Below are 25,878 nucleotides of genomic sequence, written 5' to 3' on the forward strand. Positions count from 1 at the left end.
GCCGATCTGCGATCGGGCCGTCGCACTCGGTTTTTTTGCCCGTTTTTGGGCCCGTTACACGCGTTCGCTACGCGCGTCCGTTTTCAAAGCCATGAGCAAATACGACACCGCCACCGTCCAATCCGTCCATCACTGGACCGACACGCTTTTCAGCTTCACCTGCACCCGTGAGGCGAGCCTGCGCTTCAACAACGGCGAATTCACGATGGTCGGCCTCGAAGTCGACGGCAAGCCGCTCGCGCGCGCCTACTCGATCGTCAGCCCGAACTACGAAGAGCACCTCGAATTCTTCAGCATCAAGGTCCAGAACGGCCCGCTGACGTCGCGCCTGCAACACCTGAAGGTGGGCGACTCGGTGCTGATCGGCAAGAAGCCGACGGGCACGCTGGTCGCCGACAACCTGCTGCCGGGCAAGACGCTGTGGATGCTGTCGACGGGCACGGGCCTCGCGCCGTTCATGTCGATCATCCGCGATCCGGAGATCTACGAGCGCTTCGACAAGGTGATCCTGACGCACACGTGCCGCCTGAAGGGCGAGCTCGCGTACATGGACTACATCAAGCACGACCTGCCGGGCCACGAGTACCTCGGCGACATCATCAAGGAAAAGCTCGTCTACTACCCGACGGTCACGCGCGAAGCGTTCGACAACGAAGGCCGGATCACCGACCTGATCGCGACGGGCAAGCTGTTCACGGATCTCGACGTCCCGCCGTTCTCGCCGGAAAACGACCGCGTGATGCTGTGCGGCAGCACCGCGATGCTGAAGGACACGACCGACCTGCTGAAGCAGGCTGGCCTCGTCGAAGGCAAGAACAGCGCGCCGGGCCACTACGTGATCGAGCGCGCATTCGTGGACTGATCCGCCCCCGAAATTTGTGCCGCATCAAGAACCGGAGCAAAAGCTCCGGTTTTTTTTCGCCCCCCACTTGGCGAATTCGTAACAAACTGGGACCATCCCATCTCAAATAGTTACATTTGGATACGTCATCGTCCGGTGTTCGGGTGTCAGTGTTTTTCCTACAACACGTTCAATCCGATTATTCACATTTACCCTTAAATGTCCGCCTGACATGACCTTTTCAGAAATTTTGAGATATTATTCGCCGCGCGTGGTTGCCGTTTGAATGAGAGTGGAAGGGTCGGATGCAAGTGTTACAAGACGTAACTTTTGTTACCTCGGCATGGAGCGATTCTCTGGCGGCAACCGTCATCAAAACGGCAGCCGATCCACGCAGCCAGCCGGTGTCTGAACCGCTTTCTGACAGCAGGGAGAGTCATGGATACGTCGCTTAACGCGCCCTCGGGCGCCCACGCCCCGTTCCCGCCGCGGCAGCTCATGCACAGCGGCGCCGTTACTCCGCCCATCGCCGGCGCAGCGTCGAAACGCGACGCCTCCGCCGCGCGGATCGCCGCACTTTCCGCCCAACTGCTCGCCGCCGACGAAGCAGCCCGCCGCCACCTGGCAGGCGAGCTGCATGACGGACTGGGCGCCGAATTGACCGCTGCTCGTTTCGCGCTCGCAAACGTTCAAACGTGGCTGCCGGCCGATGCGCCGGACGGCTGCCTGCGCGCGCTGGAGCTTGCGCAGCAGGCGCTCGACGCCGCCACCGACGCGAATCGCCGGCTGATCGACGAACGCGACACGCCGGCGCTCGACGCAGGTGTGGTCGGCGCGCTTTCATCGTGGATCGACACCCATGCGGCCCGCACGCGCCTGCGCACGAGCTTCGTGTGCGCGGCCGACGCGCGCCTCACGCAAATCGCCGGCGCCAGCGCGCTCGCGGTGTTCCGCGTCGCACAGGAAGCGCTGTCGAACGTCGCGAAGCATGCACGCGCGACGTCGGTCGACGTACGGATCGTCACCGACGGCACGCATCTGTCGCTGATTGTCGCCGACGATGGGACCGGTTTCGCGCGGAACCGCCGCAGCGGCTACGGCCTCGCCGGCATGCGCGCCCGCTGCGAAGCGTTCGGCGGCAGCTTCGAGACGGCCACGCCGGCAACCGGCCAGGGCACGCGCGTCACCGCGCGCTTCGCGTGGGATTCGCTCCTCGCGGTGCCTGTCGCGGCACGCCGCGCGTCGCTTTCGTGAGGTCGTCATGAGCCTGAACATCCTGCTCGTGGACGATCACGCGATCGTCCGGCAAGGGATCCGTCAGTTGCTGATCGACCGCGGCGTCGCGCGCGACGTGACCGAGGCCGAAACCGGCGGCGACGCAATGACGGCCGTCGACAAACAGGAATTCGACGTGATCCTGCTCGACATCTCGCTGCCCGACACGAACGGCATCGAGGTGCTCAAGCGCCTCAAGCGCAAGCTGTCGCGCACGCCGGTGCTGATGTTCTCGATGTATCGCGAGGACCAGTACGCCGTGCGCGCGCTGAAGGCCGGTGCCGCCGGCTACCTGTCGAAGACGGTCAACGCCGCGCAGATGATCGGCGCGATCCAGCAGGTCGCGGCCGGCCGCAAGTACGTGAGCCCCGCGATGGCCGAGGCGCTCGCCGAATACGTGTCGTTCGAGAACGAGCCGCTGCCGCACGAGAAGCTGTCCGACCGCGAATACCAGACGCTCTGCATGCTCGCGTCGGGCAAGCGGCTCACCGACATCGCGAACACGCTGTCGCTGTCCGTGAAGACGGTGAGCGTGTACCGGTCGCGGCTGCTCGAGAAGATGCGGCTGTCGAACAACGCGGAACTCACGTTCTACGTGATGAGCAACCAGCTCGTCGACATGGCGCCCACAGCCGGCGCCTGATACCCGATTCGCCCGATACCTCGGACTCGTCCGATCCCACGACGCGGCGCACGCCGCGTCGCCTTCAACCGCCGCCCGTTTTGCGCGCAAGCGCTTGTTTTATCGGACGATTCCGCGACGCGCCGCTGCGCTGCAGCGGGTCTTGTTCGTCAAATCGGCTAAAATTACGGGTTTTCACTCAGTCAGCGCCCTCGCACCTGCGCGCGCTGGCGATTCATCCGCAATGTCTCTCTTCCGCAAGAAAAACGTCGATCACATGATCGCCGGCGCGCACGCCGCCGGGCTCAAGAAAGCGCTCGGCGCGATCGACCTCACCTTCCTCGGCATCGGCGCGATCATCGGCACCGGCATCTTCGTGCTGACCGGCACCGGCGCCGTGCAGGCCGGCCCCGCGCTGATGCTGTCGTTCGTGATCGCCGCGATCGCGTGCGGCCTCGCGGCACTGTCGTACGCGGAATTCGCGTCGACGATCCCCGTCGCCGGCTCGATCTACACGTATTCGTATGCCACGCTCGGCGAGCTCGTCGCGTGGATCATCGGCTGGGACCTGATGCTGGAATACGGCCTCGCGTCGTCGGCCGTGTCGGTCGGCTGGTCGGGCTACCTGCAGTCGCTGCTGCAGGGCTTCGGGCTGTCGCTGCCGACCGTGCTGACGGCCGCGCCGGGCGCGGTGCCGGGCGTCACCACGTGGTTCAACCTGCCCGCGTTCCTCGTGATGATCGTGATCACGACGCTGCTGTCGATCGGCATCCGCGAATCGACCCGCATCAACAACATCATGGTGTTCATCAAGGTGTCGGTCGTGCTGCTCGTGATCGCGGTTGGCGTGTTCCACGTGACGCCCGCGAACTGGAAGCCGTTCATGCCGCACGGCTGGAACGGCGTGTTCGGCGCGGCGGCCGTGATGTTCTTCGCGTTCATCGGCTTCGACGCGGTGTCGTCGGCGGCCGAGGAAGTGAAGAACCCGAAGCGCGACCTGCCGATCGGCATCATCGCGTCGCTCGCGGTGTGCGCGGTGCTGTACGTGACGGTCGCCGCGGTCGCGACCGGCATCGTGCCGTCGGCCGATTACGCGAACATCTCGCACCCGATCTCGTACGCGCTGCAGGTCGCCGGCGAGAAGTGGGTCGCGGGCTTCATCGATCTCGGCGCCGTGCTCGGCATGCTGACCGTGATCCTCGTGATGAGCTACGGCCAGACGCGCGTGATCTTCGCGATGTCGCGCGACGGGCTGCTGCCCGCGAGGCTGTCGCGCGTGCATCCGCGTTATGCGACGCCGTTCCTGACGACCTGGCTCGTCGGCCTGTTCTTCGGGCTGATCGCCGCGCTCGTGCCGCTCAACGTGCTCGCCGAGCTGATCAACATCGGCACGCTCGCGGCATTCTCGATGGTGTCGATCGCGGTGCTCGTGCTGCGTCGCACGCACCCCGACCTGCCGCGCGCGTTCCGCTGCCCGGGCGTGCCCGTGGTGCCGATCCTCGCGGTCGCATCGTGCCTGTTCCTGATGCTGAACCTGCAGCCCGTCACGTGGGCCGCATTCGGCATCTGGCTCGTGATCGGCCTCGTGATCTACTTCCTGTACTCGCGGCACCACTCGAAGCTCGCACACGGCCACCAAGACGCGCACTGAGCGCCGTCACGGCGCGCGCGTGCCGCGCGCCATGACCCACACCGCGCGGGGCCACCACTGGCCCCGCGCGGCAACTTCCTTCCCCGAACCGGCCGCCGCGCCGTCGCCGCGATCGATCGCTGTCCGATCGTCGCGATGTCTTGCCCGATCCTCCGGATTTGCCCGCACGTTCCGCCGCAGCGCCTGCACGTGCGCGCCGCGCGGTTCATAATCCCGCCATCGAACGACGGTCCCGCGCAACGGGCCGTCCGGCAACAGGAAAAGATGATGGAAAGCGTCGATCTCGATGTACTGAAATCCAGCGCGCGCTGGCTCGAAGAAGGGCGCCGCGTGCTGCTCGTGACCGTCGTGAAGACCTGGGGCTCGTCGCCGCGCCCCGAGGGCGCGATGCTCGCGGTACGCGAGGACGGTCTGGTGGTCGGCTCCGTGTCCGGCGGGTGCATCGAGGACGACCTGATCGCTCGCGTGCACGCGAGCGGAATCGCCGCCGATGCGCGCCCGGAAGCGCTCAAGTACGGCGTGACGGCCGAGGAAGCGCACCGCTTCGGGCTGCCGTGCGGCGGCACGATCCAGCTCGTGCTCGAGCCGCTCACGCGCGACAGCGGCGTTGCCGCGCTGTGCGCGGAGGTCGAGGCCGGCCGCCTCGTCACGCGCACGATGACGCTCGCGACCGGCCGCGCGTCGCTGTCGCCCGCGCAGGCGGCCGACGGACTCGCATTCGACGGCGAGCGGCTCGTGACGATCCATGGGCCGCGTTACCGGATGCTCGTGATCGGCGCCGGCCAGCTGTCGCGCTATCTGTGCCAGATCGCGGTCGGGCTCGACTACCAGGTGACGGTGTGCGATCCGCGCGAGGAATACACGGATGCGTGGGACGTGCCGGGCACGCGCGTCGTGCGCACGATGCCCGACGATACGGTGCTCGACATGAAGCTCGACGCGCGTTCGGCCGTGATCGCGCTCACGCACGATCCGAAGCTCGACGATCTCGCGCTGATGGAAGCGCTGAAAACGCCCGCGTTCTACGTGGGCGCGCTCGGCTCGCGGCGCAACAACGCGGCAAGGCGCGAACGGCTGCTCGAATTCGACCTGAACGAAGCGGAACTGGGCCGGCTGCACGGGCCGGCCGGCATCTACATCGGCAGCCGGACGCCGCCGGAAATCGCGATCTCGATCCTCGCCGAGATCACCGCCGCGAAGAACCACGTGTCGCTGCCGACGATCCTGCAGGTCGAAGGCGCGAAGGCCGCGCGCGAAATCGCGGCGAACAGCGGCGCGGCCTGCGGACTCTGATCCGCGGCTGCGGCCGACGACGCTCGCGCCGGCCGCAGCCGCGCGCGAGCATCGATCGTCAGGTCAGGTGAGGCCGGCAGCCAGCGCCGCGGCGACCGAACCGACCACCAGCACGACACCGACGGTGCGGCGCTTGTTCAGCTCGGTCCACAGCAGCACGCCCGTCAGCGACAGCAGGATCAGCGAGCCTGCGATCGTGTCCATCAACAGCACCCAGCCGACGTTCATCCCGACACCGCGATGCAGGTTGTTCAGCGTTGTCAGGAACGTGTTGCCCGTGCGCTTCACCGACACGTAGCCGTTGCCGACCCAGTACTCGGCCTGCAGGTTCTGGTGCGGCCCGAACACGCCGAATTGCCAGTGCTCCGGCTGCATCACGCGTTTGTCGCCCCACGCGACGGCCTGCGCCGGCTCCTTGCGCATGCGCCCCGGCTTGCCGTCGAAATGCAGTTCCTGCTGCAGCCACTTCGTCATCGCGGCGGGCGTCTTCGGCACCGGATCCGGCAGCGCGAGCTGCATCTCCTCGACCTGCGGCTCGCCGGTCGGTATCTTCAGCGGCGGTGCGCGGTGATTCAGCAGCACGCCCGTCACGCCGAACAGCAGCCCGAGCACCGCGCCCCACAACCCGACCCAGCCGTGCACCTTGCGCAGCCACTTGATGAAGGTTGCGCGACGCGAGCGCTGGCGGCGCGCGGCCAGCTCGTCATCGCCCAGCGGACGGGCCGCCGGGTGCAGCACGGTGACGCCGGCGCGCGGCATGCCCGCCTTGGGCGGGTCGATCGTTTCGGGCGCGTTCACGCGAAAGTATCCATTCGTTCAAAACAACGGGCGGCGCGCAGGGAATGCGCGCCGCCCGGTCAACATGAAAATGAGAATGGATATCATTACACAAATCAATGCCCGGCTCAATCCGTACGGGTACGCGACGGCGGATTCGACAGACGAAGAATCGCAGGAGAACAGCCCGCGTTGCGGAGCGATACCGGAAAATAGGCGAAAGATGTCAGCAGAATGATTCTGCAAGACCAAGACAGCATTTCGTAATGAGCCGCGCCGCGGCAGGCCGTTCAGCGCAACGGCGGCAGCGGAAAACGCGGGGCGGCGTCGCCCGGCTCGGGCTCGGTGCGATCGAGCGCGTACAGCCACGCGAGTAGGTCCGCGACGGCCTGGTAGAGCTGCGGCGGAATCCGGTCGTCGAGATCGACCTGCATCAGCAGCGACACCATCTCCGGCGCCGTATGGACATACAGCCCCGCGTCGTGCGCACGCGCGACGATCATCTCGGCGAGCACGCCATACCCCTTCGCGACCACGCGCGGTGCCGCGTCGCCGCCTTTCGGGTCGTAGACGAGCGCGGCCGCGCGCTTGCGGGACGTCATGCTCATGACAGCGCCTCGTCGTCGGCACCCGGCACCCGCACGTCCGGTCCGCCGGCCGCGCCGCGCGCATACGCGGCGGCGGCCGCCTGCGCGGCAAACAGGTCGAAGCCGTCCGGCCCGTCGTCGACCGCACGGATCGACAGCCCGCCCACCTTGAGCCCCGACCCTTCGAGCCGCTGCCGCAGCGCGCCCTCGTTTCGCGTGAGGCGGTCGGCGCCCGTCTGGTTCGCACGCAGCCGCGCGACGAGCTGCGCGCCGTTCAGCACCAGCTCGGCGTCGACCGTGCCGAGCGACGGCAGCGTCAGCGTGAGGCGCGTGCGCCACGCGATGCCGTCGCCGGCGTCGTCACCGCCGCCGCGCGTGCCCCGGTTGCCCGGCTCGTCGGGTTCGATCGTCCAGTCGAGCCGCGCGCCGGGCCACGCCTCGCCGGTCCAGCGGAACTGATCGGTCGCGAGCGCATCGAGCTGCTGCCGGACGAGCGGCACCGCGGCCGGGTGGACGGTGGCGAGCGTCTGCGCCTGCGGATCGGACGACGCGGCAGCCAGTTCGGCACGCGCGGGCGTCCAGCGCGTATCGGCGCGCCCATCCAGCGGATCGGCGCTGCCGGACGGAGACGACGCACCCTGCCGGGCCGCCGCCTGCATGGCCTGCGCGGGATCGCGCGCCGGCGCGCCGCCCTGGGCCGGTGCGCCCGGTTGCGCGGTTGCCCGCGCGGACGCCGGCAGCGGCAGGCGCTGCGCGAGCAGTTCGTCGAGCACGTCGGTCGAATCGTGCGGCGCGGCATCCGGGTCGGCCGGCGCGAGCGCGGCCGCGAGGCGCGCCTGCGGCTCCCGCATCAGCGCCGCGAGCGGGCGCTGGCCGGCCAGCCACTGCGCGAGATGGGATTCGTAGAAGAGGCCGCTTTCGCTCACGGCCTGTGCCAGCGCCGCGCGCAACGCCACGACCGGCAGCAGCGCCGCCGCATCGCGCACCACCGCTGCGGACGATGCCTCGGTGGAAGCCGGTGTGGAAGACGGCGCCGGGCCGGATGCGACCGGCACGACCGTATCGGTCAGCAGCACGGTGGGGTCGGCCAGCAGCGGCCCGCGACCGGCGATCGCCGGCGTCGCATCGCCGCCCGAGCGCGAGATCGCGTCGAGCACGCGCCCGACGTCGGACAGCGCGGTCTGCGTGGAAGCCGGCGGCGCGGCGGGAGGACTGCCGGCGGGCGGCGGGGACGACGCGCCGGCGCCCGGCGTGCCGACCTGCGAGGTCGCGCTGCCGCCGGCGGGCGCCGACACGGTGCCGGTCAGCAGGCTGTCGAGGCGGCTCGCCAGCAGCGCGGCCGCAACGGAGTCGATACCGGTCATGATCGGAGCCTGCTCACCTCAGCCACATCGTTGCGAATCCGGGCACCGCACGCCGTTGCTGCCCGCAGCGACTGCGCGTGCGGCAACGCGCCCGTCTCCCCGGAAAACGGCCCTACCCGCGCGCGCGGTAGAGATCGGTCAATACCTTGGTCGAGCGCCGCGCCTCGAACAGCGCGGACAGCCGCGCGACGTCCGGGCTCGCGAGATCGCGGATCGCGGCGTCGTCGGCCAGGATCCGGCGGATCAGGTCGAGCTTGCGGCCGAGATCCGATTCGTCGAGTGCAACGCCCGGATCGGCCTCCTTGAGCCTGTCGACGAGCAGCATGAATTCGGCCTGCAACCCCGGCAGCGCGCTCCAGTCGGCGCCGCGCGCGGCGCACAGCATGCGGCCCGACACGGCGGCGAGCGCCTCGTAACGTGCGAAGTATTCGGCCTTGTGATTCATCTTGACGCTTCCACTGCCTGTTGCGCGGCCATCCGCGCGACTTCCGGGGCGATGCCCGTCCATGCTTCCTCGAGCGTGGCGAGCAGCCCGTCGACCTCGACCAGCATCGCGTCGCTCGCCTGCGCGTTCGCTTCCAGCAGGCGCCGGCCGATATACGCATACAGCGTATGGAGCCGGTCCGCGATCTCGCCGCCCGCGTCGCGGTTCAGCGACGCCTGCAGCCCGTTCTCGACGATCCGGATCGCCTTGCCGATCGCTTCACCGCGCGCGGACACGTTGTCCTGCTGCAAATGCATGCGCGCCAACGCAATCGCCTGCCGCGCGCCCTGGTACAGCATCGCGATCAGCCGGTGCGGGGAGGCGCCCATCACCCCCGTCTCGACGCCGACACGCGCGTATGCACTGGCTCCAGCGTGTCCTGGGGAAAACATGCGCTTCTCCTTGTTATGCCTTGGCTATACGGGAGCCGCCGCCGTGCATCGCACGACGCGGCCTTCACACCGGAGTTATCGGAAGGGATTTGAAAAGCTTTAGGTGCGCGGGGCCTGCCGCCGGGCAAGCGATACCGGCCCGTTGCCCGTGTCCGGCAAGCTGTCACCGGTTAACCGCTCCCGGATGCCCGTCGCCGGATAGCCGTCCCCGGATGCCCGTCCCCGGATAGCCGCCCCCGGATGCCCGTCGTCGGATAGCCGCCCCCGGATGCCCGTCGCGTCACACCGACATCTGCATGATGTCGTTGTAAGCGCTCACTAGCTTGTTTCGGACCTGGAGCCCGAACTGGAAGCCGATGTTGGCTTTCTGCATGTCGACCATCACGTCGTTCAGCGACACGTTCGGCGCGCCGACCTCGAACGCCTTCGCCTCGCCGAGCGCGTGCTGCTGGTCGCCGCTGATCTTGTCGAGCGATGCCTTCATCGCGCTCGCGAACGTGCCGGCCGTCGCCGCGCCGGAGCCGGCAAGCGCTGCCGTCGGGCTCGCGACGCCGCCGGAGGCCTGCGCGGCCATCGACTGCATCTGTTGCAACACCGAACCGATTCCGCTGACGTTCGCAGTCATGCTGTCCCCAGACTTAGAGAAGAGACCCGGACGCGCCGGGCGTGTCCGCCGGTGCCGCACCACGCGCACCATGCCGGATCGCGAAAAAGGATAGCAGCGCGCCGCGCGTCAAAGCCGAGAAAGTACGGGGGAAACCCCGCTCTTTTCGGTCGATCGGAGTACGCCCCGGGTCACGATAATCGCATCGTGTCATTGTCCGCCCGCTCGTCCGAGCGAGCTCAGTCGTCCCGCTCCGGAGAAACTCGACGCATGGATTCGCAGGCCAACTCGCTGATCAACCCAGACGCCCGCGCGGGCCTCGCCAGCCCGGCGCCCGGCGCCGCCGCGGCCACCGCGTTGCCGGGCGCGGGTGGCGCAGGCGCAGACTTCGGTCTGGGCGGCTTCGCGGAACGCATTCCCGGCATCTCGCGGATGAAGGGCAACCCGAAACTGCCGTTCCTGATCGTCGTCGCGTTCGCGATCGCCGCGATCACCGCGCTCGTGCTGTGGAGCCGCACGCCCGACTACCGCGTGCTGTACAGCAACCTGTCGGACCGCGACGGCGGCGCGATCATTGCCGCGCTCCAGCAGGCAAACGTTCCCTACAAGTTCGCCGATGCCGGCGGCGCGATCCTCGTGCCGTCGAACCAGGTCCATGAAACGCGCCTGAAGCTCGCCGCGATGGGGCTGCCGAAGGGCGGCTCGGTCGGCTTCGAGCTGATGGACAACCAGAAATTCGGCATCAGCCAGTTCGCCGAACAGGTCAACTACCAGCGTGCGCTCGAAGGCGAGCTGCAGCGCACCATCGAATCGATCAACGCCGTGCGCGGCGCGCGCGTGCATCTCGCGATCCCGAAGCCGTCGGTGTTCGTGCGCGACAAGGAAGCGCCGAGCGCGTCGGTGTTCATCGATCTCTACCCGGGCCGCGTGCTCGACGAGGGCCAGGTCCAGGCGATCACGCGGATGGTGTCGTCCGGCGTGCCCGACATGCCGGCAAAGAACGTGACGATCGTCGACCAGGACGGCAACCTGCTGACCCAGACCGCGTCCGCCTCCGGCCTCGACGCGAGCCAGCTCAAGTACGTGCAGCAGGTCGAGCACAACACGCAGAAGCGCATCGACGCGATCCTCGCGCCGATCTTCGGCGCCGGCAACGCACGTTCGCAGGTCAGCGCGGATCTCGATTTCTCGAAGATCGAGCAGACGTCGGAAAGCTACGGCCCGAACGGCAATCCGCAGCAATCCGCGATCCGCAGCCAGCAGACCAGCAGCGCGACCGAACTCGCGCAGGGCGGCGCATCGGGCGTGCCGGGCGCGTTGTCGAACACGCCGCCGCAGCCAGCTTCCGCGCCGATCGTCGCCGGCAACGGCCAGAACGGGCCGCAAACGACGCCGGTCAGCGACCGCAAGGACCAGACGACCAACTACGAGCTCGACAAGACGATCCGCCATCTCGAACAGCCGATGGGCAGCGTGAAGCGGCTGTCGGTCGCGGTCGTCGTCAACTACCAGCCGGTCGCAGACGCGAAGGGCCACGTGACGATGCAGCCGCTGCCGCCCGCGAAGCTCGCGCAGGTCGAGCAGCTCGTGAAGGACGCGATGGGCTACGACGAGAAGCGCGGCGACTCGGTGAACGTCGTGAACAGCGCGTTCTCGACCGTCAGCGACCCGTACGCCGACCTGCCGTGGTGGCGCCAGCCCGACATGATCGAGATGGCGAAGCAAGCCGCGAAGTGGCTCGGCATCGCGGCGGCCGCGGCAGCGCTCTACTTCATGTTCGTGCGCCCGGCGATGCGCCGCGCGTTCCCGCCGCCCGAGCCGGTCGCGCCGGCCCTCGCGGCACCGGACGATCCGGTCGCGCTCGACGGCCTGCCCGCGCCGGTCAAGACGGAGGAGCCCGACCCGATGCTGCTCGGCTTCGAAAACGAGAAGAACCGCTACGAACGCAACCTCGACTACGCGCGCACGATCGCCCGCCAGGATCCGAAGATCGTCGCCACCGTCGTGAAGAACTGGGTGTCCGATGAACGCTGAAGGCTTGACCAAGAGCGCGCTGCTGCTGATGTCGATCGGCGAGGAAGAGGCCGCGCAGGTATTCAAGTTCCTCGCGCCGCGCGAGGTCCAGAAGATCGGCGCCGCGATGGCCGCGCTGAAGAACGTCACGCGCGAGCAGGTCGAGGACGTGCTGCAGGACTTCGTGAAGGAAGCCGAGCAGCACACCGCGCTGTCGCTCGATTCGAGCGAGTACATCCGCTCGGTGCTGACGAAGGCGCTCGGCGAGGACAAGGCCGGCGTGCTGATCGACCGCATCCTGCAGGGCAGCGACACGAGCGGCATCGAGGGCCTGAAATGGATGGACTCGGGCGCCGTGGCCGAGCTGATCAAGAACGAGCACCCGCAGATCATCGCGACGATCCTCGTGCACCTCGACCGCGACCAGGCGTCCGAGATCGCGTCGTGCTTCACCGAACGGCTGCGTAACGACGTGATGCTGCGGATCGCGACGCTCGACGGCATCCAGCCGGCCGCGCTGCGCGAACTCGACGACGTGCTGACGGGCCTGCTGTCCGGCAGCGACAACCTGAAGCGCAGCCCGATGGGCGGCATCCGCACCGCGGCCGAGATCCTGAACTTCATGACGAGCGTGCATGAGGAAGGCGTGCTCGAGAGCGTGCGCCAGTACGACGCCGATCTCGCGCAGAAGATCGTCGACCAGATGTTCGTGTTCGAGAACCTGCTCGACCTCGAGGACCGCGCGATCCAGATGGTGCTCAAGGAAGTCGAGTCGGAAACGCTGATCGTCGCGCTGAAGGGCGCGCCGCCCGCGCTGCGCCAGAAATTCCTCGCGAACATGTCGCAGCGCGCGGCCGAACTGCTCGCCGAGGATCTCGACGCGCGCGGCCCGGTGCGCGTGTCCGAAGTCGAGACGCAGCAGCGCCGCATCCTGCAGATCGTGCGCAACCTCGCCGAGAGCGGCCAGATCGCGATCGGCGGCAAGGCGGAAGACGCGTATGTCTGATTCGGCGAGCGATCGCGTGGGCACCCTCACCGCTTACCAGCGGTGGGAGATGGCGTCGTTCGACCCGCCGCCGCCCCCGCCGCCGCCCGACGACGCGGCGGCCGCTGCCGCCGCGCTCGCGGAAGAACTGCAGCGCGTGCGCGATGCCGCGCACGCCGAAGGCCATGCGGCCGGCCACGTCGAAGGCCAGGCGCTCGGCTACCAGGCCGGTTTCGAGCAGGGCCGCGCACAGGGTTTCGAGGCCGGCCAGACCGACGCACGCGAACAGGCCGCGCAGCTCGCGGCGCTCGCCGCGTCGTTCCGCGAAGCCGTATCGACCGTCGAGCACGATCTCGCCGCCGACATCGCGCAGCTCGCGCTCGACATCGCGCAGCAGGTCGTGCGCCAGCACGTGAAGCATGACCCGGCCGCGCTGGTCGCGGCCGTGCGCGACGTACTCGCGGCCGAACCCGCGCTGTCCGGCGCGCCGCATCTCGCGGTGAATCCGGCCGACCTGCCCGTCGTCGAAGCCTATCTGCAGGACGATCTCGATACGCTCGGCTGGAACGTGCGCACCGACGCGTCGATCGAGCGCGGCGGCTGCCGCGCGCACGCCGCGACCGGCGAGGTCGACGCAACGATGCCCACGCGCTGGCAGCGCGTCGCCGCCGCGATCGGCAAGGTGAGCACGTGGTGACGCGGCCGTCCGACGCGCTCGCGCACGACGGCATGACGCCGCTCGAACGCGAGCTCGCGCTCGCATCGTTCGGACCCGCTGCCGCGCACGAATCGGCACACGACGCCACGCCGCACGCAGCGCCGCCGGCCGTCGACACCGCCGGCGCCGCGCCGCGTGCGCCGCACAACCCGCATCTCGCCCACTGGCGCTCGCACCTGAACGGGCTCGCCGCGCGCAGCCACCGCGCGCTGCCGCTGCGGCCGTGCGGGCGCCTCACGCGCGCCGCCGGCCTCGTGCTCGAGGCGATCGGGCTGCGCCTGTCGGTCGGCGCCGAATGCACGATCGAACTGCCGCCCGGCAGCACGCTGCCGCACGCGGAAGCCGAAGTCGTCGGCTTCGCCGGCGACCGCCTGTTCCTGATGCCGACCACCGACGTCGCGGGCGTGCTGCCCGGCGCGCGCGTGTGGCCGCTCGAAAGCGCGCCCGTCACCGATCCGCTCGCGGGCGCGAAGCGGCTGCCGGTCGGCTGGGAGATGCTCGGGCGCGTCGTCGACGCATCGGGCCGCCCGCTCGACGGCCTCGGCCCGCTCGGGTCGAAGATCGATGCGCCGCTGTCGGCGCCGTCGATCAACCCGCTCGAACGCGAGCCGATCCATCACGTGCTCGACGTCGGCGTGCGTGCGATCAACGGGTTGCTCACCGTCGGCCGCGGACAACGGATGGGCCTGTTCGCCGGCTCCGGCGTCGGCAAGTCGGTGCTGCTCGGCACGATGGCGCGCTACACGAGCGCGGAAGTGATCGTGATCGGGCTGATCGGCGAACGCGGCCGCGAAGTGAAGGAATTCATCGAACAGATCCTCGGCGAGGACGGGCTCGCGCGCTCGGTCGTCGTCGCGGCGCCGGCCGACGTGTCGCCGCTGCTGCGGATGCAGGGCGCTGCCTACGCCACGTCGCTCGCCGAGTATTTCCGCGACCAGGGCAAGCACGTGCTGCTGCTGATGGATTCGCTGACGCGCTATGCGATGGCGCAGCGCGAGATCGCGCTGGCGATCGGCGAACCGCCCGCGACGAAGGGCTATCCGCCGTCGGTGTTCGCGAAGCTGCCCGCGCTCGTCGAGCGCACCGGCAACGGGCCCGAAGGCGGCGGCTCGATCACCGCGTTCTACACGGTGCTGACCGAAGGCGACGACCAGCAGGACCCGATCGCCGATTCGGCGCGCGCGATCCTCGACGGCCACGTCGTGCTGTCGCGCTCGCTCGCCGAGGCCGGCCACTATCCGGCAATCGACATCGAGGCATCGATCAGCCGCGCGATGACCGCGCTGATCGACGAAACGCATCTCGACCACGTGCGGCAGTTCAAGCAGATGCTGTCGCGCTACCAGCGCAATCGCGACCTGATCGCGGTCGGCGCGTATGCGCCCGGTCGCGACGCGCAACTCGACCGCGCGATCGCGCTCTACCCGCGCATCGAGGCATTCCTGCAGCAGGGCTTCCGCGAATGCGCGCCGTTCGCATCGAGCCTGACCGCGCTCGATGCGCTGTTCGACGCTTACGGAGGCTGATCCAGATGGCTCACGGCTTTCCCCTTCAGTTGCTGCTCGACCGTGCGCAGGAAGACCTCGACTCGGCCGCGAAGCAGCTCGGCACCGCGCAGCGCGACCGCACCTCGGCGGCCGAACAGCTCGACGCGCTGCTGCGCTACCGCGACGAATATCACGCGCGCTTCGCGCAATCCGCGCAGAGCGGGATGCCGGCCGGCAACTGGCGCAATTTCCAGGCGTTCATCGATACGCTCGACGCGGCAATCGCGCAGCAGCGCAACGTGCTCGCCGCGGCGGAAGTCCGCATCGACGAGGCGCGCCCGAACTGGCAACAGAAGAAACGCACCGTCGGCTCGTACGAAATCCTGCAGGCGCGCGGCGTGGCGCAGGAAGCGAAGCTCGACGCCCGGCGCGAACAGCGCGACGCCGACGAACATGCCGCGAAAATCCTGCGCATGCGGGCCGACGCGGCCCGCTCGTCGTAACCGACCACCGCATTCGAACGAGAGAACCGACATGCCACCCCTGCCCCTGCTCGGCGCACTGATCGACACCGCCGGCGCCGCACTCAAGGCTGCCCGCGGCTCGGGTTCGTCCGCCGCCGGCAACGATGCCTCGGCTGTCACGACCGCCGCGCCGTTCGCGCAGACGCTGAAGCAAAGCGTCGTCACGCGCCGCGATACGGATCACGCCGGCACGCCGGACGTGTCGACGAAACAGGCTTCGTCGAAGCCGGCCGCCGGCGCGAAGCCGTCCGGCACGGACGACGACGCGACCGACGACACGACCGCGAACGCCGCCGCCAACCCGGACGCCGCCGCGCTCGCGGCCGCCGCGGCCGTACAGGCGCAGCTGCAGGCGCGCACGGACAACGCGAAGCCGGCCGATACAGCGACCGCCGCTGCCGCTGCGCAGAAGGCGGCCGTGTCCGGTCAGCCCGACGCCACCGCGACGCTGGCGAGCCAGGCAACCAAGGACGCGGCCGCCCAGCCGACCGACCCGGCATCGAGCCGCGACGCGCTGCAAGCGGCGCTCGCCAAGCTGACGGGCGGCGCAGGCGCGATTGCGATGCCCGCGACCGGCACGACCGCCGCTGCCACGCCCTCGGCACCGGCAGCAACCGCCTCGAGCGCCGCCGCACCGCTGACGCCGAAGGTGCCGACGTTCGACCGCACGCTCGCGGACGCGAAGGGCGCGCTCGCGCCCCAGCAAACGCCGACGCAAGCCACCGCGCAGGCGCTGCAGGCCGACGCGAACGCGCAGTCCGGCATGCAGCACGCACTCGCGGCGGCCAGCAACGCCGCGGATCCGGCCGCCAGCGCGACGCTCGCAGCCGGCGCATCGGCCGCCGCCGCAGCGCAGGCGAACCTGCAGCTGTCGCCGGCAGCCGGGGCAATCGCCGCCGCCAACGCGCAAATGCTCGCTCCGCACGTCGGCACCGCCGACTGGACGGATGCCCTGAGCCAGAAGGTCGTGTTCCTGTCGAATGCGCACCAGCAGACCGCCGAGCTGACGCTCAATCCGCCCGATCTCGGGCCGCTGCAGGTCGTGCTGCGCGTTGCGGACAATCATGCGCACGCGCTGTTCGTCTCGCAGCACGCGCAGGTGCGCGACGCGGTCGAAGCCGCCCTGCCGAAGCTGCGCGAGGCGATGGAAGCGGGCGGGCTCGGGCTCGGTAGCGCGACCGTCAGCGACGGCGGCTTCGCTTCGCAGCAGCAGAACCCGCAGCAAACCTTCGCCGGCGGCCAATCGTCGCGGCGCGGAAGCGGCGGATCGTCATCCGTCGATGCACCCGCCGACGTTGCGCAATCCGCACCGGCCGCCGCGAGCGTGAGCCGCGCCGGCCTCGTCGATACGTTTGCCTGAGCATGACCGCCGCCGTGCGCGCGCCGCGTTCAGCGGCCGTGCACCGCGGCAGCCGCTTCGCCGCGCGGCACACCGCCCTTGCGCGCCGCGACGATGAAGTCCGCCGCGCGTTCGCCGATCATCACCGACGGCGCATTCGTATTCCCGCCGACCAGCGTCGGCATCACCGACGCATCCACCACGCGCAGCCCTTCGACCCCGTGCACACGCAGTTGCGGATCGACGACCGCGCGCGCATCGGTCCCCATCCGGCACGTGCCGACCGGGTGATAGATCGTGTCGGCATGCGCGACGATCGTCGCACGCAGCTCGGCTTCGCTCTGGTCCGGCCGCGTGTACAGCTCGCGCCCGCCCTGCGATGCGAGCGGCGCCTGCGACAGGATGCGGCGCATCGCCTGCGTGCCGCGCACGAGCAGGTCGAGATCGCGTGAATCGCTGAAGAAGCGCGGATCGATCAGCGGCGCGTCGCGCGCATCGCCGGTCGCGAGCGCGACCGTGCCGCGGCTGAACGGCCGCAGCGCGCACACGTGCAGCGAATAGCCGAAACCCCAGTGCATCTTGCGGTTGTGATCGTCGACGAGCGCCGTGCAGAAATGCAGCTGCAGGTCGGGACGCTCGAGCGACGGATCGCTCTTGATGAAGCCGCCGGCCTCCGCGACGTTGCTCGTCATCATCCCGGTGCGGCTCGAGAAATAGCGCGCGAGCGCGGGCGTCATCTTCGCGATCCCGCGCAGGCACACGCCGACCAGCTCCGACGAATTCACGCGCGTGTTGATGATGAAGTCGATGTGATCGATCAGGTTCGTGCCGACGTCCGGCGCATCCTGCACGACCGCGATCCCGTGCCGGCGCAGTTGTTCCGCCGGACCGATCCCCGAACACATCAGCAGTTGCGGCGAATTGAACGCGCCGGCCGACAGGATCACTTCCGCGCGGGCGCCGAGCGTCTCGACGCGTCCGTTGCGCGACACCGCGACGCCGACCGCGCGCTTGCCGTCGAAGCCGACGCGCAGCACCGTCGCATCGGTGATCACGTGCAGGTTCGGCCGGTTGCGGCCGTAAATGTACGCACGCGCCACGCTGCAGCGCGAACCGTCGCGGTGCGTGACCTGATAGAAGCCGACGCCTTCCTGCGTCGCGCCATTGAAGTCGTCGTTCAGCGGATAGCCGGCTGCATGCGCGGCCTGGATGAATCGTTCGGAGAACGGATTGCGAAAGCGCAGATCCGATACCGACAGCGGGCCGTCCGCGCCGTGCCATGCGTCGGCGCCGCGTTCGTTGCCTTCCGCGCGGCGGAAATACGGCAGCACGTCCTGCCACCCCCAGCCCGTCGCGCCGAGCTGCGCCCACTCGTCGTAGTCGCCCGGGTGGCCACGCGTATAGATCATCGCGTTGATCGCGCTCGACCCACCCATCCCGCGCCCGCGCGGCTGATAGCCGCGTCGCCCGCCGAGGCCCGGTTGCGGCACCGTCTCGTAGCCGTAGTTCGTGCCGAGCTTGTACGGCACCAGCGCCGCGATGCCGACCGGCATGTTGACCAGCAGGTTGCGCTCCGTATGCGAGCCGGCCTCGATCAGCGCGATCGTCGCATCGGGGCAGGCATCGGCGAGACGGCCTGCCAGGCTCGACCCGCCCGAACCGCCGCCGACGATGATGTAGTCGTATTGCATGTCACGTCTCCGTCGTGTCATGGAAGGCGCCCGGCACCGCCGCGCGACCGCGTCCCCTCTTTGGAGGGTCTGTTTGCAGATGGAACACGCATGCGAATGCCCGAAATCGCTCGTAGGGCCAGGAGCGAGGAGCGCCGTTTGGCCGAGCCAAACAAGCGACGGGCGACGCCGCCATACGGGCGATTTCGGGCATTCCCCTGACAGGGATTTTCTTGATTTGGGGTTGCCATGAGAACGGCCGCTCGCCGCGTTGCGCTCCTTGCGAATACGCCAGTATTCGCGGCGTCGCGCGCCTCGCGAGCGGCCGTTCTCATGGCAACGCATGCGCGTTCCATCTGCAAACAGACCCTCGTGTTCGGGCATTGTAGGAATGGCCGCGGCGCACGCGGCGCGCGGATTCAAGAGCGATTCCTCTAAACGTCTGCGTGAACTAAATTTAAGATATATCGATTCGCTTCGCGCGATACACCGGCCACGAGAAGCCGATCCGTCGCGAAACGGGAGGAACGACGATGCAGCGCCGGATTCTGCAGGCCACGTGCCGACCGGGTTGCCCGGACGTCGTGCGCGCAGCCTGCATTTCATTTCAAACGGCTGCCCGCGCGAGGAGGCACGGCGTCATGCGCACAGTCGATCGAAATCGAACGGCGTGTGCCGTCGCCGACCGTTTGGACGGTATGTCGCCGCAACCGCACGATGCGCCGCGGCGCGCAATCGCGTACCCGTCGCGCCGCCCTGCTTCGGTGCACCGGCAGGCGAGTGCACGGCAGCATCGCGTGGGGGATTGCCACCGCACCGGGGCGTGCACGCATGCCGTCCGGCACGACTTTCAGGGGTGGGCACCGTCGCGCGGATGCGACGCCCGCCGCAGGCTGCAACCGGTTTTCGAGCACACGTCGCATCCGGCCCCGCGCCGCGCGACCCGCAGCACCCGATCCGCGTCGCCGCGCTCGCCGAGCGTGCGCGTGCGGCGTGACGGCCGGCCGACCAGCCAGGCCCAACTGGAGGAGACGACATGAAGAACGACCTGCCCGAACTGGCCCCGCAAGCACTGCCGTCGGTCGATGCGCTGACGTCGCTGCTGCACGACCAGCGCGCGGCGTACCTGCGCGCACCGTACCCGGCATGGGAAACGCGCGTGCAGCACCTGCGCGCGCTGCGCACGATGCTGATCGACCACGCGGATGCGCTCGCCGAAGCGATCAGCGCCGATTTCGGCCATCGCGCGAAGCAGGAAGTGCTGCTGTCGGAAATCTGGATGGCGAAGGAAGAGATCGACGACGCGCTGAAGCACGGCAAGCGCTGGATGAAGTCGATCCGCAAGCCGATGAACAAGTGGCTGCGCCCGGCGCGCGCGAAGGTGATTCCGCAGCCGCTCGGCGTGGTCGGCATCGTCGTGCCGTGGAACTACCCGGTGCTGCTCGCGGCCGGCCCGCTGATCTGCGCGCTCGCGGCGGGCAACCGCGCAATCATCAAGATGTCCGAACTGACGCCGCGCACGTCGGCACTGTTCGAGCAGCTCATCGGCAAGACCTTCACGCGCGACCACGTCGCGGTCGTGAACGGCGATGCGGAAGTCGGCGCCGCGTTCAGCGCGCTGCCGTTCGACCATCTGCTGTTCACCGGCTCGACACACGTCGGCCGCCACGTGATGCGTGCAGCAGCCGACAACCTCACGCCGGTCACGCTCGAACTCGGCGGCAAGTCGCCGGCGATCGTCGGCCCGAATGCGCGCTTCGATGCGGCCGTCGATGCGATCGTCGCCGGCAAGACGCTGAACGCCGGCCAGACCTGCATCGCGCCCGACTACGTGCTGCTGCCGCGCGGGATGGAAGCCGCGTTCATCGAGCGCGCACGTGCACGCTTCGCGAAGATGTACCCGGATCTGTCGGCGAACGGCGACTACACGACGATCGTGTCGCCGCGCCACTACGCCCGTCTGCAGCAACTCGCGAGCGACGCGCAGTCGGCCGGCGCGCAGCTGCATCCGCTCTCCGACGCGCAGTCCGATCCCGCATCGCGCCGCTTCGTGCCGTGCGCGGTCACGCAGGTACCGGCCGCGTCGCAACTGATGCAGGAGGAAATCTTCGGGCCGCTGCTGCCGCTCGTGCCGTACGAGCGGCTCGACGAAGCGATCGCCTACGTGAATGCGCGCCCGCGTCCGCTCGCGCTGTACCTGTTCGACGAGGATGGCGGCACGATCGACCGCGTGATGCGCGAAACGATCTCGGGCGGCGTATCGATCAACGAAACGCTGATGCACATCGCATGCGGCAGCTTGCCGTTCGGCGGGGTCGGTGCGAGCGGCATGGGCGCGTATCACGGCTACGACGGCTTCGTGACGTTCTCGAAGATGAAGCCGGTGCTCACGCAGGCGCGCCTGAACGCGCGCAACCTGCTCGCGCCGCCGTACGGCAAGCGCTTCGGCGCGCTGATCAAGCTGATGCTGAAATTCTGACGCAGTCGCACCGGACGGGCCGCGCGCATCGCGCCGCGGCCCTTGCGAGCCTGCCGCGCGACGTGGATGCCGCGCGCGCCGTCACACGGGCCAGAGCGGCCCTTCCTGCATCGCGCCGATCTGCTCGCGCAGTTCGAGCACGCGCGCTTCCCAGTAACGATGCGTGTTGAACCACGGGAATGCGGCCGGAAACGCGGGATCGTCCCAGCGCCGCGCGAGCCATGCCGCGTAGTGGATCAGCCGCAGCGTGCGCAGCGCTTCGACCAGATGCAGCTCGCGCGGCTCGAATTCGCAGAAATCCTCGTAGCCGGCGAGCAGGTCCGCCAGCGCGCGCGATGCGCCTTCGCGATCGCCCGGCAGCAGCAGCCACAGATCCTGGATCGCCGGCGCCATCCGGCTGTCGTCGAAATCGACGAAATGCGGGCCGCCATCGGTCCACAGCACGTTGCTCGGATGACAGTCGCCATGCGTGCGCAGCAGGCGAATCTCGCCCGCGCGCTCGAACGCGGCCTCGACGCCTTCGAGCGCGAGCGTGACCGCCGTCTCGTACGCCGGTCTTACGTCATCCGGAATGAAATCGTGCGCGAGCAGGTAGTCGCGCGGCTCGTAGCCGAACGTGCCGATGTCGAGCACCGGACGTGCGACATACGGTTCGGTCGCACCGACCGCATGGATCCGGCCGATGAAGCGGCCGAGCCATTCGAGCGTGTCGCTGCGGTCGAGATCGGGGGCGCGGCCGCCGCGCCGCTCGAAGATCGAGAAGCGGAAGCCGTCGAACGCGTGCAGCGTGCGGCCGTCGAAAACACGTGCAGGCACTGCCGGGATCTCGCGTGCAGCGAGTTCGGCGACGAACGCATGCTCTTCGAGGATCGCATCGTCCGACCAGCGCGCCGGGCGGTAGAACTTCGCGACGACCGGCGGCCCGTCTTCGATGCCGACCTGGTAGACGCGGTTTTCGTAGCTGTTGAGGGCGAGCAGGCGCCCGTCGGTGCGCAGGCCGGCCGGCATCAGCACGCTGTCGAGCGCATCGAGCACGCACTCGGGCGTGAGGCCGGCGAACGGCGGGCCGGCGGGAGAAGCGGGAGCGGAAGTGACGTCTTTCATGCCCCGCATTGTGCCGTCAGCGGGGCCGAAAGACGAGCGTCCGGTGCCGCGCGTGCGCTCAGTGAAGCGCCGCGCCGGCCGGCAGCACGGATTCGCCGGTGTCGATCAGGTCCTCGAGAAAGAACGGCTCGGTGTTGAGTTCTTTCGACTCGCCCGGCACGCCCGCGTACCAGGTCACCATGGCCATGTCGCCCAGGACGCGCTGGACGATGCCGCGCGCGCCCTTCGGCACCGCGATATGGGTAGTGCAGACAATCGACCCGACATGCATGATGGTTCCCCACTCTTGAATCTTGAAACCCGGCCCGCTGGCGAGCCGGCAAATGCACGATCCGCGCTGCCCTCGACGGAGCGTTGCGCGTAATCCCATTGTTCACGGTTTATCGAAGCGCGAAAAGAAGAAGAAGCAGGCGAAGTGCCGCGAATTCGTCGAATGTCTCCAATCAACCACTGCGCCGGGCACGTACTTGCCTGCCCGGTTACCCCCATCATACCCTGTCGAATGTGACTGCCCGCCGAAACCGCCCGGCACCGCCGCGCACATGCGATTGACGCCATGCTCGCAGCGCTGGCCCGGTGCCGGATCGTCGATGATCTCGGATGACCGGGCCGCCGACAGTTGTTGCACTGGACGCCTGCCTTGCGGTACCTTTGGCTTTCATTCGCGTTCAACCGCATTCCGACACGATGCATCCGCTCACGTCCGCCCTCGCAAAATCCCGGCCGCAGTTCGACTCGCGGCCGCAGGCGTGCGCGCATCCGTCGGTCCTTCCTCCTCCTGTCGCACCGCCGCTCGTCTGCGCCGCGCCGCCCCCTCCGGTGGCACGCGTCGGCTAACCAGCCGGCTTCCGTTTCGTCTTCCATTCGTCCGTTGGCCTCCGTTCGTGCGTCGTAACGCACGGCGTGTCGCTGCGCGCGCGGATGGAACGTTCCGATCCGTTCGACAGGTGGATTCACATGGTTTCGTTCAAACGCGCGCTCGTCGCGCATGGCGCGACGTCGCTCTTCGTGCTGCTGTGGAGCAGCGGCGCGATCTTCTCTGAACTCGGTCTGCGTCACGCATCCGCGTTCGCCTTTCTCACCGCACGTTTCGCCCTCGCGTCGCTCGTGCTGCTCGGGGTGGCCTGCATGCGCAAACGCTGGCTGCCGCCGCGCGGCGAGCGGCGCATGGCCGCGCTGACCGGCTTGCTGATGATGGGCGGGTATTCGATCTTCTACCTGCTCGCGCTCGAGCGCGGCATCGCGCCCGGCGTGCTCGCGACGATCCTCGGCGTGCAGCCGATCCTCACGCTCGCGATCGTCGAGCGTCGCTGGCAGCCGGTGCGCGTCGCGGGGCTCGCGCTGTCGCTGACCGGGCTTGCGCTCGTCGTGTGCCGCGGCGTAAGCGGCGGTACGGGCGGCCTCTCGGCTGCTGGCATCGCATGCGCGCTCACGGCGCTCGTCGCGCTGACTGCCGGCTCGATGCTGCAGAAGCGCGTGCGCGCGGCGCCCGCCGACGTGCTGCCGCTGCAGAATGCGATCGGCCTCGCGCTGTGCGTGGCGATCGTGCCGTTCCGGCCGGTGTCGTTCGACGTGAGCTGGGCATTCGTCGTACCGCTGCTGTGGCTCGGCATCGTGATCTCGGTGATCGCGCAACTGCTGTTCTACCGGTTGATGCAGCGCGGCGATCTCGTCAACGTGACGAGCCTGTTCTATCTCGTGCCCGTCGTCACCACGCTGATGGATGCCGTCTGGCTCGGTAACCGGCCCGAGCCGCTCGCGCTCGCGGGCATGGGCGCCATCATCGCAGGGCTCGCGCTCGTGTTCCGCGCCCCGGCCGCACGCACGCAACCCGACCGCGCGTAAGCGGGCCGGCCGCCGCCTCCGTGGATGCGGCGGCCGGCATCGGACACATACGGCGATTCCGCGAAAATCGAAAGGAACGGGAAAGATTCGTGCAAGGCGTTCGTCCTGCTTGCAGGAAAAATGAGCGATTCCCGCGGCTTTCCGCTGATTTTTAATGGTTCGGATAGCGAAAAACGTCGCCGGTTGCCTATACTCGAATTGACCGGTCCGCTCGCAAACGGATCGGACCAACACTAGAAACACCCGGCATGGGGCCGAATCAAGCGCTGCTGCGCTGACTTTGGTCAACACCTGGAGACACGCATGACGACCTATTTCACGATCGGCGACTTCATCCTGTTGATTCCGATGGCGCTGGCCGGAGCGCTATTCCTCGGCGCGGTACCGTGCGCAACCGAATTCCGTCACAACCTGCTGCGCGTACTCGGCGTCCTCCTCGGCGTCGGCGTCGCGGTATTGCTCGTCGAAGGGCTGCCTGCGCTCATCTAGCGGCGCAATCCGTGCATCACGCGCATCGCTGCGGCGCAGCGATGCGCTGTGTTGCCTGCCAGACAGCGATACGGCACGCGATATTTCGCATGCCATATCGACTTCCGGTCAGATCGCCTGGTCGGTGGACGGCTTTTCCCACAGATTGATGCCGCCTTCCGTCGCGTAGCGATCGATCTCCGCGAGTTCCTCCGCCGAGAACTCGAGGTTCTTCAGCGCGCCTGCGTTTTCGCGCACCTGCTCCGCACGGCTCGCGCCGATCAGCGCGGACGTCACACGGCCATTGCGCAGCACCCACGCCAGCGCCATCTGCGCGAGGCTCTGCCCGCGCCGTTCGGCGATCGCGTTGAGCTTGCGCACGTGCTCGAGGTTGTCCGCGCTCAGGTGATCCTGCTTCAGCGAGCCGCCGCCCGGCTTGTTCACGCGCGCGTCGGCCGGCACGCCGTTCAGGTACTTCGACGTGAGCAGCCCCTGCGCGAGCGGCGTGAACGCGATGCTGCCCGCGCCGACGTCGTCGAGCGTGCCGAGCAGGTCGCTCTCGATCCAGCGGTTCAGCATGTTGTACGACGGCTGGTGGATCAGCAGCGGCACGCGGTACTGCGCGAGCAGTTCGGCCATCTCGCGCGTCTTCGCGGCCGAGTACGACGAAATGCCGATGTAGAGCGCCTTGCCCTGCTGCACGGCCGACGCGAGCGCGCCCGCCGTTTCCTCGAGCGGCGTGTGCGCATCGAAGCGGTGCGAATAGAAGATGTCGACGTAGTCGAGCCCCATCCGCTGCAGGCTCTGGTCGAGACTCGCGAGCACGTACTTGCGCGACCCGCCGCCGCTGCCGTACGGCCCCGGCCACATGTCCCAGCCGGCCTTCGTCGAGATCAGCAGTTCGTCGCGATACGGCCTGAAATCCTCCTTCAGCAGCCGTCCGAAGTTGGTTTCGGCGCTGCCGTACGGCGGCCCGTAGTTGTTCGCGAGGTCGAAGTGGTTGATGCCGAGGTCGAACGCGGTGCGCAGGATCTCGCGCTGCGTCGAGATCGGCGTCGAATCGCCGAAGTTGTGCCACAGGCCGAGCGACAGCGCGGGCAGTTTGAGCCCGGATTTGCCGCAGGTGCGGTATTGCATGTCGGCATAACGTTCGGAAGCTGCTTCGTAGGCCATGAGTATTTCCCGTCAGGACGTCGGAGGGAGGGGCGCACACCGGCCGCGTGCATCACGCGGCGGCGGCGAAGAAAACGCACGACGGCTATGGTAACGAAGGCGACCGATACGCGCACGGCGATGGACGCGGCCGCGGCCGTCGCCTACACTGCGGCGTCTCGAATCACCGTTTCAGCGAGGTTG

The 25,878-nt window shown here is 68.5% G+C and carries 25 protein-coding genes; 14 read left to right on the plus strand and 11 right to left on the minus strand.

The window, feature by feature from the left end:
- Positions 1 to 91: 91 nt before the first annotated feature.
- From AC5LXK_RS16170 to AC5LXK_RS16190, 5 genes are all read left to right on the plus strand, one after another.
- Positions 92 to 862: a ferredoxin--NADP reductase gene (locus AC5LXK_RS16170; RefSeq protein WP_493389707.1), complete on the plus strand. Its 771-nt coding sequence runs from the start codon at positions 92 to 94 to the stop codon at positions 860 to 862.
- Positions 863 to 1,279: 417 nt separating this feature from the next.
- Positions 1,280 to 2,095, plus strand: a complete 816-nt coding sequence (gene rqpS / locus AC5LXK_RS16175; RefSeq protein WP_493389708.1) for a quorum system sensor histidine kinase RqpS — start codon at positions 1,280 to 1,282, stop codon at positions 2,093 to 2,095.
- Between the two features lie 7 nt (positions 2,096 to 2,102).
- A complete protein-coding gene (gene rqpR, locus AC5LXK_RS16180) occupies positions 2,103 to 2,759 on the plus strand; it encodes a response regulator transcription factor RqpR (RefSeq protein WP_493382967.1) in 657 nt (218 codons plus the stop codon).
- A gap of 223 nt (positions 2,760 to 2,982) precedes the next feature.
- The gene (gene bcaP / locus AC5LXK_RS16185) at positions 2,983 to 4,389 is read left to right on the plus strand and encodes a branched-chain amino acid transporter BcaP (RefSeq protein ID WP_493389709.1); all 1,407 of its coding nucleotides are present in this window, start codon (positions 2,983 to 2,985) and stop codon (positions 4,387 to 4,389) included.
- A 267-nt stretch (positions 4,390 to 4,656) separates the two neighbouring features.
- Positions 4,657 to 5,682, plus strand: a complete 1,026-nt coding sequence (locus AC5LXK_RS16190) for an XdhC family protein (protein ID WP_493389710.1) — start codon at positions 4,657 to 4,659, stop codon at positions 5,680 to 5,682.
- A 63-nt stretch (positions 5,683 to 5,745) separates the two neighbouring features.
- Here AC5LXK_RS16190 and AC5LXK_RS16195 read toward each other — a convergent pair whose 3' ends face one another.
- The 6 genes from AC5LXK_RS16195 to fliE all read right to left on the minus strand — a co-directional run bounded on the left by AC5LXK_RS16195 (position 5,746) and on the right by fliE (position 9,911).
- Positions 5,746 to 6,480 carry a PepSY-associated TM helix domain-containing protein gene (locus AC5LXK_RS16195; RefSeq protein WP_493389711.1) on the minus strand — a complete coding sequence of 245 codons (735 nt, stop codon included), beginning with the start codon at positions 6,478 to 6,480 and terminating at the stop codon, positions 5,746 to 5,748.
- A 269-nt stretch (positions 6,481 to 6,749) separates the two neighbouring features.
- On the minus strand, positions 6,750 to 7,067 hold the full coding sequence (locus tag AC5LXK_RS16200; RefSeq protein WP_174994159.1) for an EscU/YscU/HrcU family type III secretion system export apparatus switch protein: 318 nt from the start codon (positions 7,065 to 7,067) through the stop codon (positions 6,750 to 6,752).
- Positions 7,064 to 8,410, minus strand: coding sequence for a flagellar hook-length control protein FliK (gene fliK / locus AC5LXK_RS16205; protein ID WP_493389712.1), 1,347 nt, complete (start codon positions 8,408 to 8,410; stop codon positions 7,064 to 7,066). Before fliK ends, AC5LXK_RS16200 begins: the two co-directional genes overlap by 4 nt.
- Positions 8,411 to 8,522: 112 nt before the next feature.
- Complete coding sequence (locus AC5LXK_RS16210; RefSeq protein ID WP_493389713.1) at positions 8,523 to 8,855, minus strand: flagellar protein FliT; 333 nt, start codon at positions 8,853 to 8,855, stop codon at positions 8,523 to 8,525.
- A complete protein-coding gene (fliS, locus tag AC5LXK_RS16215; RefSeq protein ID WP_493389714.1) occupies positions 8,852 to 9,286 on the minus strand; it encodes a flagellar export chaperone FliS in 435 nt (144 codons plus the stop codon). Before fliS ends, AC5LXK_RS16210 begins: the two co-directional genes overlap by 4 nt.
- 280 nt (positions 9,287 to 9,566) lie before the next feature.
- On the minus strand, positions 9,567 to 9,911 hold the full coding sequence (gene fliE, locus AC5LXK_RS16220) for a flagellar hook-basal body complex protein FliE (RefSeq protein ID WP_059232946.1): 345 nt from the start codon (positions 9,909 to 9,911) through the stop codon (positions 9,567 to 9,569).
- Between the two features lie 249 nt (positions 9,912 to 10,160).
- On the opposite strand from fliE, the gene fliF reads away from it, so the two are divergent.
- The 6 genes from fliF to AC5LXK_RS16250 are packed head-to-tail and all read left to right on the plus strand — an operon-like array spanning position 10,161 to position 16,977.
- Positions 10,161 to 11,924 carry a flagellar basal-body MS-ring/collar protein FliF gene (fliF, locus tag AC5LXK_RS16225; protein WP_493389715.1) on the plus strand — a complete coding sequence of 588 codons (1,764 nt, stop codon included), beginning with the start codon at positions 10,161 to 10,163 and terminating at the stop codon, positions 11,922 to 11,924.
- Positions 11,914 to 12,909 (plus strand): flagellar motor switch protein FliG, encoded by a 996-nt coding sequence (fliG, locus tag AC5LXK_RS16230; protein WP_493389716.1) that lies wholly within the window; start codon positions 11,914 to 11,916, stop codon positions 12,907 to 12,909. The genes fliF and fliG overlap by 11 nt, the downstream gene beginning before the upstream one ends.
- A complete protein-coding gene (fliH, locus tag AC5LXK_RS16235; RefSeq protein WP_493389717.1) occupies positions 12,902 to 13,585 on the plus strand; it encodes a flagellar assembly protein FliH in 684 nt (227 codons plus the stop codon). The genes fliG and fliH overlap by 8 nt, the downstream gene beginning before the upstream one ends.
- A 32-nt stretch (positions 13,586 to 13,617) precedes the next feature.
- A complete protein-coding gene (gene fliI / locus AC5LXK_RS16240) occupies positions 13,618 to 15,132 on the plus strand; it encodes a flagellar protein export ATPase FliI (protein ID WP_493391235.1) in 1,515 nt (504 codons plus the stop codon).
- A 5-nt stretch (positions 15,133 to 15,137) separates the two neighbouring features.
- Positions 15,138 to 15,596: a flagellar export protein FliJ gene (gene fliJ, locus AC5LXK_RS16245; RefSeq protein ID WP_493389718.1), complete on the plus strand. Its 459-nt coding sequence runs from the start codon at positions 15,138 to 15,140 to the stop codon at positions 15,594 to 15,596.
- Positions 15,597 to 15,627: 31 nt separating this feature from the next.
- Positions 15,628 to 16,977 carry a flagellar hook-length control protein FliK gene (locus tag AC5LXK_RS16250; RefSeq protein WP_493389719.1) on the plus strand — a complete coding sequence of 450 codons (1,350 nt, stop codon included), beginning with the start codon at positions 15,628 to 15,630 and terminating at the stop codon, positions 16,975 to 16,977.
- A gap of 29 nt (positions 16,978 to 17,006) precedes the next feature.
- On the opposite strand, the gene AC5LXK_RS16255 is transcribed toward AC5LXK_RS16250, so the two are convergent.
- Entirely contained in the window at positions 17,007 to 18,647 is a 1,641-nt protein-coding gene (locus AC5LXK_RS16255; protein ID WP_493389720.1) for a GMC family oxidoreductase, read from the minus strand.
- A 1,015-nt stretch (positions 18,648 to 19,662) separates the two neighbouring features.
- On the opposite strand from AC5LXK_RS16255, the gene AC5LXK_RS16260 reads away from it, so the two are divergent.
- The gene (locus AC5LXK_RS16260) at positions 19,663 to 21,105 is read left to right on the plus strand and encodes a coniferyl aldehyde dehydrogenase (RefSeq protein WP_493389721.1); all 1,443 of its coding nucleotides are present in this window, start codon (positions 19,663 to 19,665) and stop codon (positions 21,103 to 21,105) included.
- Positions 21,106 to 21,186: 81 nt separating this feature from the next.
- On the opposite strand, the gene AC5LXK_RS16265 is transcribed toward AC5LXK_RS16260, so the two are convergent.
- From AC5LXK_RS16265 to AC5LXK_RS16275, 3 genes are all read right to left on the minus strand, one after another.
- Positions 21,187 to 22,209 carry a serine/threonine protein kinase gene (locus AC5LXK_RS16265; protein WP_493389722.1) on the minus strand — a complete coding sequence of 341 codons (1,023 nt, stop codon included), beginning with the start codon at positions 22,207 to 22,209 and terminating at the stop codon, positions 21,187 to 21,189.
- Between the two features lie 58 nt (positions 22,210 to 22,267).
- Positions 22,268 to 22,480: a hypothetical protein gene (locus AC5LXK_RS16270; protein ID WP_011353523.1), complete on the minus strand. Its 213-nt coding sequence runs from the start codon at positions 22,478 to 22,480 to the stop codon at positions 22,268 to 22,270.
- A 102-nt stretch (positions 22,481 to 22,582) separates the two neighbouring features.
- Positions 22,583 to 22,837 (minus strand): hypothetical protein, encoded by a 255-nt coding sequence (locus AC5LXK_RS16275; RefSeq protein WP_493389723.1) that lies wholly within the window; start codon positions 22,835 to 22,837, stop codon positions 22,583 to 22,585.
- A 329-nt stretch (positions 22,838 to 23,166) separates the two neighbouring features.
- On the opposite strand from AC5LXK_RS16275, the gene AC5LXK_RS16280 reads away from it, so the two are divergent.
- Both AC5LXK_RS16280 and AC5LXK_RS16285 read left to right on the plus strand, forming a co-directional pair.
- Complete coding sequence (locus AC5LXK_RS16280) at positions 23,167 to 24,054, plus strand: DMT family transporter (protein ID WP_493389724.1); 888 nt, start codon at positions 23,167 to 23,169, stop codon at positions 24,052 to 24,054.
- A 303-nt stretch (positions 24,055 to 24,357) separates the two neighbouring features.
- Positions 24,358 to 24,543 (plus strand): hypothetical protein, encoded by a 186-nt coding sequence (locus tag AC5LXK_RS16285; protein WP_493389725.1) that lies wholly within the window; start codon positions 24,358 to 24,360, stop codon positions 24,541 to 24,543.
- 108 nt (positions 24,544 to 24,651) lie between these two features.
- Here AC5LXK_RS16285 and mgrA read toward each other — a convergent pair whose 3' ends face one another.
- Positions 24,652 to 25,695 carry an L-glyceraldehyde 3-phosphate reductase gene (gene mgrA / locus AC5LXK_RS16290; protein WP_493389726.1) on the minus strand — a complete coding sequence of 348 codons (1,044 nt, stop codon included), beginning with the start codon at positions 25,693 to 25,695 and terminating at the stop codon, positions 24,652 to 24,654.
- Positions 25,696 to 25,878 lie beyond the last annotated feature (183 nt).

This window comes from Burkholderia pulmonis (assembly GCF_984667975.1).

What these genes read in the sequence shown, in the direction of transcription:
- AC5LXK_RS16170 (WP_493389707.1), top strand. Translation starts at nt 92, where the DNA reads ATGAGCAAATACGACACCGCCACCGTCCAATCCGTCCATCACTGGACC.
- fliF (WP_493389715.1), top strand. Translation starts at nt 10,161, where the DNA reads ATGGATTCGCAGGCCAACTCGCTGATCAACCCAGACGCCCGCGCGGGC.
- fliS (WP_493389714.1), bottom strand. Translation starts at nt 9,286, where the DNA reads ATGTTTTCCCCAGGACACGCTGGAGCCAGTGCATACGCGCGTGTCGGC.
- fliE (WP_059232946.1), bottom strand. Translation starts at nt 9,911, where the DNA reads ATGACTGCGAACGTCAGCGGAATCGGTTCGGTGTTGCAACAGATGCAG.
- rqpS (WP_493389708.1), top strand. Translation starts at nt 1,280, where the DNA reads ATGGATACGTCGCTTAACGCGCCCTCGGGCGCCCACGCCCCGTTCCCG.
- fliG (WP_493389716.1), top strand. Translation starts at nt 11,914, where the DNA reads ATGAACGCTGAAGGCTTGACCAAGAGCGCGCTGCTGCTGATGTCGATC.
- AC5LXK_RS16200 (WP_174994159.1), bottom strand. Translation starts at nt 7,067, where the DNA reads ATGAGCATGACGTCCCGCAAGCGCGCGGCCGCGCTCGTCTACGACCCG.
- AC5LXK_RS16210 (WP_493389713.1), bottom strand. Translation starts at nt 8,855, where the DNA reads ATGAATCACAAGGCCGAATACTTCGCACGTTACGAGGCGCTCGCCGCC.
- fliJ (WP_493389718.1), top strand. Translation starts at nt 15,138, where the DNA reads ATGGCTCACGGCTTTCCCCTTCAGTTGCTGCTCGACCGTGCGCAGGAA.
- fliI (WP_493391235.1), top strand. Translation starts at nt 13,618, where the DNA reads ATGACGCCGCTCGAACGCGAGCTCGCGCTCGCATCGTTCGGACCCGCT.
- rqpR (WP_493382967.1), top strand. Translation starts at nt 2,103, where the DNA reads ATGAGCCTGAACATCCTGCTCGTGGACGATCACGCGATCGTCCGGCAA.
- fliK (WP_493389712.1), bottom strand. Translation starts at nt 8,410, where the DNA reads ATGACCGGTATCGACTCCGTTGCGGCCGCGCTGCTGGCGAGCCGCCTC.
- AC5LXK_RS16265 (WP_493389722.1), bottom strand. Translation starts at nt 22,209, where the DNA reads ATGAAAGACGTCACTTCCGCTCCCGCTTCTCCCGCCGGCCCGCCGTTC.
- AC5LXK_RS16270 (WP_011353523.1), bottom strand. Translation starts at nt 22,480, where the DNA reads ATGCATGTCGGGTCGATTGTCTGCACTACCCATATCGCGGTGCCGAAG.
- AC5LXK_RS16190 (WP_493389710.1), top strand. Translation starts at nt 4,657, where the DNA reads ATGGAAAGCGTCGATCTCGATGTACTGAAATCCAGCGCGCGCTGGCTC.
- AC5LXK_RS16285 (WP_493389725.1), top strand. Translation starts at nt 24,358, where the DNA reads ATGACGACCTATTTCACGATCGGCGACTTCATCCTGTTGATTCCGATG.
- AC5LXK_RS16250 (WP_493389719.1), top strand. Translation starts at nt 15,628, where the DNA reads ATGCCACCCCTGCCCCTGCTCGGCGCACTGATCGACACCGCCGGCGCC.
- bcaP (WP_493389709.1), top strand. Translation starts at nt 2,983, where the DNA reads ATGTCTCTCTTCCGCAAGAAAAACGTCGATCACATGATCGCCGGCGCG.
- mgrA (WP_493389726.1), bottom strand. Translation starts at nt 25,695, where the DNA reads ATGGCCTACGAAGCAGCTTCCGAACGTTATGCCGACATGCAATACCGC.
- fliH (WP_493389717.1), top strand. Translation starts at nt 12,902, where the DNA reads ATGTCTGATTCGGCGAGCGATCGCGTGGGCACCCTCACCGCTTACCAG.
- AC5LXK_RS16260 (WP_493389721.1), top strand. Translation starts at nt 19,663, where the DNA reads ATGAAGAACGACCTGCCCGAACTGGCCCCGCAAGCACTGCCGTCGGTC.
- AC5LXK_RS16255 (WP_493389720.1), bottom strand. Translation starts at nt 18,647, where the DNA reads ATGCAATACGACTACATCATCGTCGGCGGCGGTTCGGGCGGGTCGAGC.
- AC5LXK_RS16280 (WP_493389724.1), top strand. Translation starts at nt 23,167, where the DNA reads ATGGTTTCGTTCAAACGCGCGCTCGTCGCGCATGGCGCGACGTCGCTC.